We start from the raw sequence: 12,535 nt of genomic DNA on the forward strand, positions 1-12,535 counted from the left end.
GAGGAGGCGGAGGTGTCGGTGGTGGATGCCTTGGATGAGGCCGTGCGCGGTGCGGATGTTGAACTTGCCGGTGGCGCGTACGGCGATGCGTCCGGTATGGGTCCCGGTTTTCTTTCCGGTGGGGACCACGGCTCGGGCGAGCTCTCCGGTCCGGTAGCCGAAGAACCGCTTCTGCCGGGGCAGGCGCAGGCGGGGGAAGCCGTATGCGTCGGTGCGGGTGCGGGTATAGGTGCCGCGTCCCGGACCTCAGGCCGGGGATCCCGTTACCGGATGCTGCTGCCTTCCAGGAGTTCGACGATTTCCTGCAGGTCGCCGGTGGTGGCGTGGGGGTTGAGGAGGGTGGCCTTGAGCCAGAGCCGTCCGTCGGCGTGGGCGCGGCCGAGGACGGCGTGGCCGCTGGTGAGGAGGGTGCGGCGGAGGGCGGCGACGGTGTCGTCGGTGGCTCCGGTGGGGCGGAACAGGACGGTGGAGATGACGGGCCGTCCGTGGAGTTCGAGCCCGGGGTGTGCCTCGACGAGGTCCGCGAGCCGTTGGGCGGCCGCGCAGACGCTGTCGACGAGGGCGGCGAGTCCGGTGCGGCCGAGGGCGCGGAGGGTGACGGCGACTTTGAGGATGTCGGGGCGCCGGGTCGTACGCAGTGAGCGGCCGAGCAGGTCGGGGAGGCCGGCTTCGGTGTCGTCGTCGGGGTTGAGGTAGTCGGCGCGGTGGGCGAGGGGGCCGAGCAGGGTGGCGTCGGGTACGGCGAGGAGGCCTGCCGCGATCGGCTGCCAGCCGAGTTTGTGCAGGTCGAGGGTGACGGAGTGGGCGCGATCGAGACCCAGGAGCTTGCTGCGGTGGGTATCGCTGAAGAGGAGTCCTCCGCCGTAGGCGGCGTCGATGTGCAGTTCGGCGCCGTGGGTGCGGCAGAGGGCGGCGATGTCGGCCAGGGGATCGATGAGTCCGGCGTCGGTGGTGCCGGCGGTGGCGGTGACGAGCCGGGGTCCGGGCAGGTCGGTGAGGGCGTTGTCGAGGGCGGCGAGGTCGACGGTGCCGGCCGGGGCGGGCACGGTGACGGGTTCGGGAAGGCCGAGGAGCCAGGCGGCGCGGCGGATGGAGTGGTGTGCGTTCTCACCGCACAGGACCGTCAGTGCGCCGCCGTGCCGTTCGCGGGCGAGGAGCAGGGCGAGCTGGTTGGCCTCGGTGCCGCCGGTGGTGACCAGGGCGTCCGCGGAGTCCGTTCCGGGGTGGACCAGGGCCGCGAGGGCGCCGGTGACCAGGGCTTCCAGGGCCGATGCGGCCGGGGCCTGGTCCCAGGAGTCGAGGGAGGGGTTGAGCGCGGACGCGGCGAGGTCGGCGGCGGTGGCGACGGCGAGCGGCGGGCAGTGCAGATGGGCGGCGCAGAGCGGGTCGGCGGGGTCGGCGGCGCCTTCGGCGAAGAGGCGTACGACGGTGCGCAGTGCCTCTTCGTCGCCGGTTCCCTTGTCGGGGAACACGGTGCCGGTGGCGGCCCGTACGCGGGCGGCGACGGCCGGCGGTCCGCCCGCGGGAAGCGGCCCGCCGCGGGCGGTGGCTCCGTCGTGGAGTGCGTCGAGGACGGTGTCCAGCAGTGTCCTCAGCGCCGCGGGTCCGGCGGTGCCTCCGGCGAGGGGCGGGGTGTGCATGCTGGGTGTCCTTCGGGTGCTCGTCGGCGGGGACGCACCAGCCTGTTGCACAGTCCCAGCGACACGCCCGGGAGGCCAACGATCTCTACCCGAAAGTGGTAATGCCTCGCAAAGGGGAAAAGCCGGGGCCCGCCGCACTGGTGTGCGGCAGGCCGGGGCGGTCAGGCTCCGCGGACCTTCAGGGCGCGGCGGAGGTCGTCGAGCTGGTCGACGAGTTTGCGGCGCAGGGCCGGGGTGGGGTCGGCGTCGCGGAGGCAGGCTTCGCCGAGGGGCGGGGTGTGCAGGCTGGGTTTCCTTCGGGCTGGTATCTGGTGGACACATCGGCCTGTACGCACGACCCGGCGGCATGCCCGATGAGCACAACGGTGTCGGCCCAAAAGTGGTACTGCCGCACGGCGAAGGGAAGTTGGGCGCACCGTATTACGGTGGAGCCGTGGCTCCGGGGGTGCCGGCCGTCGGTCTCTGGAGCCACGAATGACTTTTCTTTATGGGACGTACGCCTCGTCCTCGTTCTCGTCGTAGTCGTCTTCAAGGGACGGCGTGGGAGGACGCCGGTTGTAGATCGTGCTTTCCAGGTCCCGGACGCTGGTGTCCAGTGCGAGCCACTCCTCATGGGATCCGAACGGATGAAGTGTGGTGGCCGAGGCCTCCGGGGTCTGGGCCAGGTCCAGTAGCTGCCGCAGTTTTCGACGGGCTTCCTCCACGGCATTGGCCAGTGCCCTGCGCTCGGCCGCGAACCGCTCGCTCAGAGGTAGTTCCTTGTGTTCCTCGGCGGCGCCCCTGGCCTCCTGTTCGGCCTCGCGTGCCCTGACGGGGTCGGAGATGGCTACCACACGCCACTGTCGGAGCGGTTGGACAGCGACGCCTCCACGGTCTCTGCGCACCCTGTCCGGCTGATCCAGGTCGACTTCAGGAACGGTGTACATCCGGGACGGGTCGCGTCCAAGCATCTGTGCCGAGGTGAAGGCACTGGTGCACTCGCGAGTCGGGTCGAATGCATTGGCGGCGAACGCCAACTGCCAAAGACCCTCGGCCCGTTCAGCGAGACCAGCAACGACCTGATCGACGTTGGCCCGGAAGGGTACCGTCCGCCCGACGGCGGAACCCACATTGCGCGTGATCAGCTTGTCAGCGAGCAGCGCCGTGCCGCCTGCCACGGCGATGGTTTGTCGTGCGTCGTTGTTTCCGGTGAGGGCGAGCGGTACGAGTTCGGTGAAGTCCGTGCACGGCATGGGAGACCAGTCGCCTTTGACAGCCTTGGTGAGGGCACCTCCGTTGGCCCAGGCGTTGCGGGCCTGCTTGAGCGAATCCCACTTGGCACCCCGCCACGGCAGGTCGATTATCGGCCCGAGCAGTTCCGCGTACCCGGCATCCGTCATACGGCGGGTGCCCTTGATGTCTTTCGCATGCCGCTTGACCTGTTCGAAAATCTCCGTCCTGGTCAGGATGTGTATGAGATAGACGGCCCGCCACAGTGGTGTCCCGGGAATGCGGCTGTCACGGAAGATCTGCGGCAGGTCTGCCGGCGGCCGGTGTCCGAGTGCCAGGCCGACCACCCCGTCGAGAACGTTCGGGCCTCCCCGGCCACCGAGGTGTACGCGGCGCAGCGCCCGGGAGCCGACCTCGACGTTTTGCGCTGCGGGTTCCCAGGCTCGGAACTCCACGTGGACGGAGGCCAAGATGGACCGCACGGCGTCGTCGAAGACCTCGCGGGCCGGCAGGCCCGCCGTTCCGTGACGGCGCAGCCCGACGGTGATCTGGGCGGGAACGACAAGCGTCTGGCCCAGCCGTACCGAACGGTCCGCGGGCTGGCCTTCGCCCAGGCCCTTGTAGAACTCGGCACGGAGCTCGGCCAGTTCCTCCTGTCTGCCCAGCGCCATCCGCTGACTGAGCGGCTTCTCCTGGCTGCCTCGGCGCTGTGGCTTCTCCGCGAGCAGAACGCGGGTGGCGGTCTCCGCAATGCGTTCCGGGTCGGGCTTCTCCTCGTCGGTGAGCAAAGCCCATGCGCTGGTCAGCCGAGTGATGCCGTCGCGTACGACCAGCACGTCGACGGGTTCCGTATCGTCCTCGAACTCCAGTCGGCAGGGGTGGGCAATGAGCGCGCGGGTGATACGGCGGGCGAGGATCGACTGGTCGTACGGCTCGGGGTTGGCCCGGCGGGTGGCAGTGATGGTCTGCCGCAGATGGTCTCGCAGGTGGGTGAGGTCGCGGTATCGGTAGACCACGCAGGCGAGTGGCTCGCCGTGCTCCCCGACATCGCCGTGCACTTCGGGGTCCTCGACGGGCAGGGCTTCCTGACCGGTGCGTGGCTGGAGACCGGGGAACAGTTCGGTGAGCCAGGCGCGGGTGTGGAGCGACCGCAGGGTGGCGCCCTCTACATGCTCTTCGATGAGGGCCGATACCTGGCCCTTCTGGGAGCGTAGCAGCGCGGCGGCGGCGTCCGGGGCGACGATGCCACGTGCGACGGCGTGCCAGGACTCCACGTCCAAGGTTGTGCTTGCGGAGCCCAGTCCTGCCTTGACCAAGGCGGCTCGGTCGGTGACCGAGGAGAGTTCGGGGAGGGTGCGCTCGAAGCCGGAGACGGTGAACTCTTCCTCGCCGTAGAAGAAGGTGATGGTCTGGGGCCCCTGGCCACCGTCCGCGCCCTCTTGCTGGTTCTCGTACGAATGGCCGATGGGCTCTTGGAATCCTGTTGGGATACTCATCGCTCTCCTTCGTTTGCCAAGCGTTGGTGGCACCAGACCGTGCTGCTTACGACTGGCCTCCTGTGGTATGGGGCGTTACAATGGACCCGCGGTCCGGGCCACGCGGTTGTGTGTGCCAGGTCTGCTTTCACGGACCCCGGCTCTTGAGCCGGGGTTTCGTCGTTGTGCTCCGGTTCAGCACTGCCGAGGAGGCTCCGCCTTCGGCAGGTGACGGCCGTACCACTGCCACATGAATCGACGGCTCTCCTGCTGAGCGACGCTCTGGCAGGCGCTATAGGCGACGAGGTCCGCAGCCTGGAGCCACAAAGAATCGTGGGCCGGCAGCTGCTGGGCAGGCTGAGCGATACGGGCGGGCTGGACGAGCGTATGGGCCTGCCCATAGAGGGCTTCGGTTCCATCACCGTCCACAACGAGCGTGGCGTGTTCGTTCTCGGCGGCGAGCTGCCAGTCGGGCTGCCGCAGAAGGCCCGTGTAAGCAGTCGTCTTCGCTGCCCGCCAGTCGCCGAGCACGGTGGTGTGCACCGAGGTAACGCTCACCCCAGGGTGGCTCCCGATCAGGTCGAGGGCGCTCTGAGCCATGCGGGCTCGATCGATGCGCGCAGGGTTATGCCCGCCCGGGCGTCCCCTTCCGAGAATGAAGAGCGTGGCATGGAGCTCGTAGTCGACAGGGACACCGTGTTCGGCGTGCCACATGGTGCGGAGCGCGGTCCAGTCACGCTCGAATGCCGCGGCCTGGCTCACCGGCGTGCTGACAGCGGCGTACACAGCAAGGCCCGTGTTCGGGATACCGGAGTCGTCGATGTGAATGACACGATCGACCGGAAAGTGCGCGTTGATGGCGATGCCATCCCTTCGCTTGCATCCGACCAGGACTCAGACGTCATGCGGCTGCACCGCTTGACCCTGGGTACGGATCCATGCGATACGCGCTGCGTCACTTCGGAGAACTGCTCGACGGACTCTCACTCGACCGCTTCCGCCGCAGAGATCTGGCGGAAACGTCAGCTCAAGGCTCCTCGCCGGAGCGCCCAGCCTGTTGCCGGGCACCGCGTCACGTTTCACCGAATGGCTCGTAACACGTTCAGCGTAGCGGGCGTATCTGTCGCACCATCAACTTTTAAAAATATAGGGGTTGTTCGCGTGACCCAGGGGGCGCGCCCCGCTCGAGGCGCGCCCCCTGGCGGTCAGGCTCCGCGGACCTTCAGGGCGCGGCGGAGGTCGTCGAGCTGGTCGACGAGTTTGCGGCGCAGGGCCGGGGTGGGGTCGGCGTCGCGGAGGCAGGCTTCGCCGAGGGTGAGGGTTTCGGTGTCGACGGCGTGGACGGGGAAGGCGTAGCGGCCGGCGGCGTCGGCGATGGCGGGGCCCCGGCGGGCGGCGAGGTCGACGGCCGCGGGGTAGTAGCGCTCGACGTATTCGCTTACCAGGTCGGCCTGTTCGGGGTGCCAGAAGCCCTGTGCGGTGGCGGAGAACAGGTAGTTGGACAGGTCGTCGGAGGTGAACATGCGCTCCCAGGCGGCCTTCTTGGCCTCGGGGTCGGGCAGGGCGGCGCGGCAGCGGGCTGCACCTTCCTGGCCGGTGGCGCTGGGGTCGAGGTCGAGTTCGGCGGCGATGGCGGTTTCGCCGGTGGCGCCGAGGACGGCGAGGCGGGTCAGGATGCGCCAGCGCAGTTCGGGGTCGAGTTCGGGGCCGCCGGGGACGCCGCCGTCGGTGAGCCAGGTGGCGATGGTGTCGGGCTGGGTGGCGCTGTCGATGAAGGTGCGTACGGCGGCCAGGCGCAGACCGGGGTCTTCGCCGTCTTCCGTGCGCCGGATCAGCGCGCGGCTGATCGACGTGATCAGAGCCAGAGCGGCGGGGCGCTGTGCCGCCGGTGCATAACGGTCGGCGATCTGCGTGCGGGCGAAGCCGAGCACGCCCTGGATGATCGCGAGGTCGGTTTCCTCGGGAAGGTGTGCGTGAGCGGTCTCCAGATATGCAGCGGGTTCGAGTTCGCCGTCCCGGACCATGTCGCGCAGGCTGTTCCAGATGACCGCGCGGGTGAGGGCGTCGGGAACTCCGGAGAGGCTTCGCAGGGCGGTCTCCTCGGATTCCTCGTCGAGGCGGATCTTGGCGTAGGTGAGGTCCCGGTCGTTGGGGACGACGAGGGCCGGGCGGATGCCGGGGCGGGGTTCGGGAGTTCCGGGGACGTCGGTTTCGTAGCGTTCGCGCAGGATCAGGGTGCCGGCGTCGGCGCCGTCACGGTCGTAGACGCCGACGGCGATGCGGTGGGGGCGGCTGCCCGTGTGCTCGACGGTGAGGGTCCACTCCCCCGTACCGGAGGCGGCGGCAGCCGTGAGCGTGTCGACTCCGGTGGTGCGCAGCCAGGCGTCGGCCCAGGCGTTGACGTCGCGGTCGGTGGACGCGGCGAGGGAGTCGATGAAGTCGGCGAGGGTGGCATTGCCGAACTTGTGGCGGGCGAAGTGGGTGTTGATGCCGGCGAGGAAGTCCTTGTCGCCGAGCCAGGCGACGAGCTGGCGCAGTGCGGAGGCGCCCTTGGCGTAGGAGATGCCGTCGAAGTTGAGCAGGGCGGAGGCGGTGTCGGGGACGGCCTCGGGGTCGGGGGCGACGGGGTGGGTGGAGGGCCGCTGGTCGGCGTCGTAGCCCCAGGCCTTGCGGGCGATGCCGAAGTCGGTCCAGGTGTCGGTGAAGCGGGTGGCTTCGGTGAGGATCTGGAAGCCCATGTACTCGGCGAAGGACTCGTTGAGCCAGATGTCGTCCCACCACTGCAGTGTCACGAGGTCGCCGAACCACATGTGGGCCATCTCGTGGGCGATGACCATGGCGCGGGTCTGGCGTTCGGTGTCGGTGACGGCGGAGCGGTAGACGAATTCGTCGCGGAAGGTGACCAGGCCGGGGTTCTCCATGGCGCCGGCGTTGAATTCGGGGACGAACGCCTGGTCGTAGGAGTCGAACGGGTAGGGCTCGTCGAACTTCTCGTGGTAGCGGTCGAAGCACTGCCGGGTGATCTCGAGGATTTCCTCGGCGTCGGCGTCGAGGTACGGGGCGAGGGAGCGACGGCAGTGGATGCCGAAGGGCAGGCCGCGGTGTTCGGCGCGTACGGAGTGCCAGGGGCCGGCGGCGACGGCGACGAGGTAGGTGGAGATCAGCGGGGTGGGGGCGATCTTCCAGCGGCCGTCGCCGGTGTGCTCGGCGATGCCGTTGCCGAGGACGGTCCAGTTCTCGGGGGCGGTGACGGTCAGCTCGAAGACGGACTTGAGGTCGGGCTGGTCGAAGGCGGCGAAGACGCGCTGGACGTCGTCGAGGAACAGCTGGGTGTAGACGTAGGTCTCGCCGTCGGTGGGGTCGGTGAACCGGTGCATGCCCTCGCCGGTGCGCGAGTAGCGCATGGCGGCTTCGACGCGCAGCTCGTGCTCGCCGGCGGTGAGGCCGGTGAGGGGGAGCCGGTTCTCGTTCAGGGTCTCGGGGTCGAGGGGCTGTCCGTCGAGGGTGACGGAGCGCAGTACGGCGGGCTTGAGCTCGACGAAGGTGTCCGCGGCCGTACGGGCGGTGAAGCGGATGACGGTACGGGATTCGAAGGTGTCGTCACCTGTGGTCAGATCGAGGTCGATCGTGTAGCGGTGGACGTCGAGGAGCTGGGCACGAGTCTGCGCTTCGTCGCGCATCAGTACGGACATGGGCTCCATGCTGCCCCATGGGGTGGAGGCGGCACAGGGGGGTCGACAACTGCCGGTTGGAGAGCGCCAGTACGAGCGATTTGGCTCGATCGTGTGAGGGTCGGCCTTCTGGCTTGCGATGCCGTGCGGGGGCGAGGGTAGCGTGGCCGTGCGATCTGGGATGCCGGGTGCGGTGTCGGCTGCGGGGCCCCCTGCCACCGGAGAGATGGCCCGGGGCCTCCCCGTCGCCTCTGGCCGCGCCCACGTGGCCGGGTCGAGCAGGGAACCGGCCTCCTGGGACAGGACCACGCACGGGATGCGTGTCGCCTCCCCGGGGATGAGCACACCGGGGACCAGTACGCCCGGGACCGTTCGGGGCGTGCGGCTGATCGGACCCACCGCCGCTCAGTCCAAAGGAACGGTGGGCGACGGGTGGGGTGCGCGCTGTCGGCGCGCAGAGCCGTGATCGGGCTGGGCGTATGGGGGAGAGCGCTGCCGTTCACGGGCACGGCAGGAGCGGCTGGGCCCTTCCGCGTCAGTTCTCCTGGGCCGCTTCGTTCTCCTGTGAGGCGAGCCACTCCTCGTGGGCGCGGGTGACCCGGTCCCACAGGGCGGTGCGGTCGGCGGGCTCGAGGTCGTCGAGGTTGCGGCCGAAGTGGCCGGCGATGACGTCGAACCATTCGTCGGCGGTGGCCAGTTCACGGGAGGCGGTGCCTGCGGCGTCGATCCGTATGAGGACACGGCCGCGCAGCAGGTCCACGCCCTTGGCGTCGCGGCGCAGCATGGCGAAGGTGGTCACGAACGGGGAGTCGGGCGCGGTGGACAGCCGCAGGTGTTCGTCGGCGAAGTCGGCCATGGTGGCGGGTGTTCCCCGGAATTCCATGACCGGGAAGGGGCTGCCGGGGGTGTTGTGGAAGGTCCAGCCGCCGGGTTCGGTGGTGGAGGGTTCCATCCGGTAGGTGAAGGATCCCTGGGTGTAGGTCCCTTCGCGCAGCGGCAGCGGCTCATGGGGCCCGTCGCCGAGTCCGGCGTCGACGAACCAGGCCTGGTCGTCGACGCGTACGGTCAGCGCGAGATGGTTGCCGTTGGCGCCGCGGCCCGCGGGATCCTCGTGGACGCCGCCGACATGGAGGGTGACGTCGTAGCCGAGTGCTTCGAGGAGTGCGGTGAAGCCTCCGTTGAGGTGGAAGCAGTAGCAGCCCCGGCCGTCGGCGAAGCGGCGCGCGGAGAGTTCCGGGTCGATGCCGGGCGGCCGGCCGAGCTGGATGCCGATGTTGTCGTACGGCACGCGCTCTAGATGCGCCCGCTGAAGCGCGAACAGCGCTTCGGCGGAGGGCGTCTCGGGGTGGGTGATGCCCAGGCGCTGCAGGTAGTCCGCTGTTAATGCGTTGTGCGTCATGAGCGTCAGCCTAGGTTGGCCATGTCGGCGGCCGTCACCCGGGCCGCGTTCGACGGCCTGCGCGGCGGTCATGCGTCGGCTTCGGCGCTGATGAGGTTCAGCGCCGCTGAGCGCCGGGGGACTCCACGGGGAGGTCCCGCTCGGCGGCAGCTTCGGCCAGGCGCTTGTCGTAGGTGACAAACGCGGTCAGTGCCTGTTCGAGGTGTTCGGCGCTCGCGAGATGGATCGCGTCGAGGCTGCGCAGACGGCGCTGCGAGAACATCCCGGCGGCACGGAGGATCGGATCGGTGATCCGGATGCGCAGCACGCGGTCGAGCATGTCCTCCGCGGCGTCTCCCACCTCCGGGTCGGCCGCTGCCCTTACCAGTGCGCGGGCCACCTCGGTCTGGGAGAGCGCCGAGGTCACGTGGCCCTCGGCCGCGCGCGCCGACAGAAAGGTCCGCAGGGCCGCGGTCTCCGGTTCGGCGACGACCAGCTTCATCAGCGCGCAGGAGTCGAGGTAGATCAACGGTCCTCTTCCTCCCTCATGGCCAGCAGCACCTCTGAGAGCCGCGTCGGCGCCCCGGGGCGAGGGGTCAGCGGCTGCCAGTCGCCGAGACCGCGCGCCGAGCGTGCGTTGTCCGGGTCCACGGTGGCCGTGCGGATGAGGTCCTCCAGCACCCGCTGTTCCGGGTCCGGCGGCGCAAGCACCGCGATGAGCCTGCCGTTGCGGGTGATCTCCACGCGCTCCCCGGCAGCGACCCGGTCGATGAGTTCACTGGCGTGCTGCTGCAGCTGCCTGATGGGCACTCTCGTGGTCATGGCACCACGCTAGAAGCAGCGTGCGGCGCTTTCCACCAGCGTGCGTCGTTTTCGCCCGTACGAGCGACGAACTCCCCAACCCCTCAGGAATTCGCGATCGTCTCGTGATGGCGGATGACCTCCGCGATGATGAAGTTCAGCAGCTTCTCGGCGAACGCCGGGTCGAGCTTGGCGCTCTCCGCGAGGGCACGCAGCCGGGCGATCTGCTGGGCCTCGCGGGACGGGTCGGCGGGCGGCAGAGCGTGGCGGGCCTTGAGGTGGCCGACCTGCTGGGTGCATTTGAAGCGTTCGGCCAGCATATGGACCAGGGCCGCGTCGATGTTGTCGATGCTGTCGCGGAGGCGCTGCAGTTCGGCCTGGACGGCCGGGTCGATCCCGTTCATGTCCGACGAGCTTACGTGGGTCCCGGGGTTGATGGTCGGCGGGTGGTCGGGATCCGGGATCCGATTGCTCCAGCCGCCTGGGACCGTACGGCCCTGCTGTTCGCGGAACCGGACGGGGCGGTGCCGACGCGGCAGGCGAACAGGCGGGAGAAGTACGCAGGATCGTTGTAGCCGAAGCGGCGCGCGACCGCCGCGACGGGCAGTTCGGTGGCGGCGAGGAGTTCCTTGGCACGGCCGAGGCGGATGCCGAGCTGAACTGCTCACCGCGCTCACCGACGGCCATGACGCGGATCACGGCCCGGCACAAGATCCTCGGGAGATCGCGTGACCCGAAGACCTGCTCACGGGCCGACGTCGGGGGTGAGGACGGCCACGCCGGTGATCCGGTCGTGGGCCAGGTCGGTGAGGGCCTGGTCGGCTCGGCTGATCGGGTAGCGGGTGAGATGCACGCGTGGGCGGACTTCCGCCGCCTCGGTGAGGAAGGCGCGGCCGTCCTCGCGGGTGTTCGCCGTGACGCTGCGCAGGGTCCGTTCCTGGAAGAGGTGGCGGGCGTAGTCGAGGCGGGGGACGTCGGTCAGGTGGATGCCGGCGACCGCGAGCGTTCCGCCCCGGTCCAGGGCCTCCAGGGCGACGGGCACCAGCTCGCCGGCCGGAGCGAAGAGGATGGCGGAGTCCAGGGGCTCGGGAGGGGTGGCGCTCCCGGCGGAGGCGGCGCCCAGCTCGAGTGCCAGCGCCCGGGCTTCCGGGGTACGGGTGACGACGTGCACCGTGGCCCCGCGGGCGAGGGCGAGCTGGGCGGTGAGGTGGGCCGACGCGCCGAAGCCATAGATGCCGAGGCGCCCGCCGGGCGGCAGGTCGCACCGCTGGAGCGCGCGGTATCCGATGATGCCCGCGCACAGCAGCGGGGCGGCCTCCTCGTCGGACCAGCCGGCAGGCAGCCGGTAGACGTAGCGGGCGTCGACGAGCGTGTGGGTGGCGTAGCCGCCGTCGATGTCCCAGCCGGTGTAGCGGGAGCGAGGGCACAGGTTCTCCCGGCCGGTACGGCAGTAGCGGCACTCGCCGCACGTGCCGGCCAGCCAGGCGGCTCCGACCCGGTCGCCGGGGGCGAAGTCTTCGACGGCTCCCCCGGCGGCCAGGACCCGGCCGACGATCTCGTGGCCGGGGGTGCACCGCGGCCTGCGCGGCGGCAGGTCGCCCTCCGCGAGGTGGAGGTCGGTGCGGCACACCCCGCAGGCCAGCACCTCCAGCAGCAGCTCGTGGGGGCCGGGCGGCGGGACCGGGCGTGTGAGCTTCCGCAAGGGGGCGGAGTCCATGGGTCCGGGGCGCTCGACCACCCATACGACGGCGTTCGTGTCGGTCCGCATGAGTCCATCATGCGGACCGGCACGGCCGTCGGCCGTCGTACGGGTCCGTTAGGCGTAGTGGGCGGTGGGCCTCTTCGAGGACCTGGGCGGGGAAACGGGGGCCCGGGACGTAGGAGCGGGCTTTGGTGTTGCCCACGGGCTGGAGCAGGTCGGCCTCCGTGAGGGCGCGGATGTCGCGGATCGCCTGCTGGTTGTTGAGGTTCTCGGAGCGCTGGTAGCGGACACGGCCGACCAGCGCAGCGTCGTGGAGGGCCGTGACCTGGCGTTCGACCACATCGTGGTGTTCGGCGAAATCCGCCGGGTCGATCCAGCAGCGGGCCGACCGGTCGATGCGGTGCTGAACGGACTGGATCTGCTGGTGGTAGGCGAGCAGGTTGAAGCGGGTCCAGGCCGAGGCGTCCTGGTCCGGGGACCACTCGATACCCCCGGTCTGCTTGAGGACCTTGTAGTACTCCCAGGTGTTCCCCGGCTCGCCGAGCCACGTTGTCCGGCGCACCTCACGTTGCGGCGTGTGCGGGCCTGTGGACAAAGGAGGGACAGTTGTTGGACTTCCGGCCGGCCCGGGGAGCCGGGGATCCGCTTACAGTGGAATC

The 12,535-nt window shown here is 69.9% G+C and carries 11 protein-coding genes and 1 pseudogene; all 12 read right to left on the minus strand.

The window, feature by feature from the left end:
• Nucleotides 1-263: 263 nt before the first annotated feature.
• The 12 genes and pseudogenes from ABD858_RS07865 to ABD858_RS07920 all read right to left on the minus strand — a co-directional run bounded on the left by ABD858_RS07865 (nt 264) and on the right by ABD858_RS07920 (nt 12,438).
• Nucleotides 264-1,640, minus strand: a complete 1,377-nt coding sequence (locus ABD858_RS07865; protein WP_345035455.1) for a pyridoxal phosphate-dependent decarboxylase family protein — start codon at nt 1,638-1,640, stop codon at nt 264-266.
• Nucleotides 1,641-1,801: 161 nt separating this feature from the next.
• Nucleotides 1,802-1,975, minus strand: coding sequence for a hypothetical protein (locus ABD858_RS07870; RefSeq protein ID WP_345035456.1), 174 nt, complete (start codon nt 1,973-1,975; stop codon nt 1,802-1,804).
• 150 nt (nt 1,976-2,125) lie between these two features.
• Entirely contained in the window at nt 2,126-4,345 is a 2,220-nt protein-coding gene (locus tag ABD858_RS07875; protein ID WP_345035457.1) for a hypothetical protein, read from the minus strand.
• A 174-nt stretch (nt 4,346-4,519) separates the two neighbouring features.
• Nucleotides 4,520-4,924, minus strand: a complete 405-nt coding sequence (locus ABD858_RS36755) for a hypothetical protein (RefSeq protein ID WP_425586167.1) — start codon at nt 4,922-4,924, stop codon at nt 4,520-4,522.
• Nucleotides 4,925-5,529: 605 nt separating this feature from the next.
• Nucleotides 5,530-8,025, minus strand: coding sequence for an aminopeptidase N (gene pepN / locus ABD858_RS07885; protein WP_345035459.1), 2,496 nt, complete (start codon nt 8,023-8,025; stop codon nt 5,530-5,532).
• 505 nt (nt 8,026-8,530) lie between these two features.
• Nucleotides 8,531-9,394, minus strand: coding sequence for an arylamine N-acetyltransferase family protein (locus ABD858_RS07890; protein ID WP_345035460.1), 864 nt, complete (start codon nt 9,392-9,394; stop codon nt 8,531-8,533).
• Between the two features lie 97 nt (nt 9,395-9,491).
• Complete coding sequence (locus ABD858_RS07895) at nt 9,492-9,902, minus strand: type II toxin-antitoxin system VapC family toxin (protein WP_345035461.1); 411 nt, start codon at nt 9,900-9,902, stop codon at nt 9,492-9,494.
• Nucleotides 9,899-10,195: a type II toxin-antitoxin system Phd/YefM family antitoxin gene (locus ABD858_RS07900; RefSeq protein WP_345035462.1), complete on the minus strand. Its 297-nt coding sequence runs from the start codon at nt 10,193-10,195 to the stop codon at nt 9,899-9,901. Before ABD858_RS07900 ends, ABD858_RS07895 begins: the two co-directional genes overlap by 4 nt.
• An 83-nt stretch (nt 10,196-10,278) precedes the next feature.
• Complete coding sequence (locus ABD858_RS07905; protein ID WP_345035463.1) at nt 10,279-10,578, minus strand: chorismate mutase; 300 nt, start codon at nt 10,576-10,578, stop codon at nt 10,279-10,281.
• Nucleotides 10,579-10,602: 24 nt separating this feature from the next.
• Nucleotides 10,603-10,829 (minus strand): annotated as a pseudogene (locus tag ABD858_RS07910) (helix-turn-helix domain-containing protein); the annotation flags it as partial.
• A gap of 90 nt (nt 10,830-10,919) precedes the next feature.
• On the minus strand, nt 10,920-11,942 hold the full coding sequence (locus ABD858_RS07915) for a zinc-dependent alcohol dehydrogenase family protein (RefSeq protein ID WP_345035465.1): 1,023 nt from the start codon (nt 11,940-11,942) through the stop codon (nt 10,920-10,922).
• Between the two features lie 7 nt (nt 11,943-11,949).
• Nucleotides 11,950-12,438: a hypothetical protein gene (locus tag ABD858_RS07920; RefSeq protein WP_345035466.1), complete on the minus strand. Its 489-nt coding sequence runs from the start codon at nt 12,436-12,438 to the stop codon at nt 11,950-11,952.
• Nucleotides 12,439-12,535: the final 97 nt, after the last annotated feature.

Origin of the sequence: Streptomyces sannanensis, from assembly GCF_039536205.1 — a bacterium.
In the GTDB taxonomy this organism is placed as follows: domain Bacteria; phylum Actinomycetota; class Actinomycetes; order Streptomycetales; family Streptomycetaceae; genus Streptomyces; species Streptomyces sannanensis.

Excerpts from the sequence above, each read along its gene's own strand:
- ABD858_RS36755 (WP_425586167.1), bottom strand. The coding sequence starts at position 4,924 with ATGGCTCAGAGCGCCCTCGACCTGATCGGGAGCCACCCTGGGGTGAGC.
- ABD858_RS07900 (WP_345035462.1), bottom strand. The coding sequence starts at position 10,195 with ATGACCACGAGAGTGCCCATCAGGCAGCTGCAGCAGCACGCCAGTGAA.
- ABD858_RS07905 (WP_345035463.1), bottom strand. The coding sequence starts at position 10,578 with ATGAACGGGATCGACCCGGCCGTCCAGGCCGAACTGCAGCGCCTCCGC.
- ABD858_RS07915 (WP_345035465.1), bottom strand. The coding sequence starts at position 11,942 with ATGCGGACCGACACGAACGCCGTCGTATGGGTGGTCGAGCGCCCCGGA.
- ABD858_RS07890 (WP_345035460.1), bottom strand. The coding sequence starts at position 9,394 with ATGACGCACAACGCATTAACAGCGGACTACCTGCAGCGCCTGGGCATC.
- pepN (WP_345035459.1), bottom strand. The coding sequence starts at position 8,025 with ATGGAGCCCATGTCCGTACTGATGCGCGACGAAGCGCAGACTCGTGCC.
- ABD858_RS07875 (WP_345035457.1), bottom strand. The coding sequence starts at position 4,345 with ATGAGTATCCCAACAGGATTCCAAGAGCCCATCGGCCATTCGTACGAG.
- ABD858_RS07865 (WP_345035455.1), bottom strand. The coding sequence starts at position 1,640 with ATGCACACCCCGCCCCTCGCCGGAGGCACCGCCGGACCCGCGGCGCTG.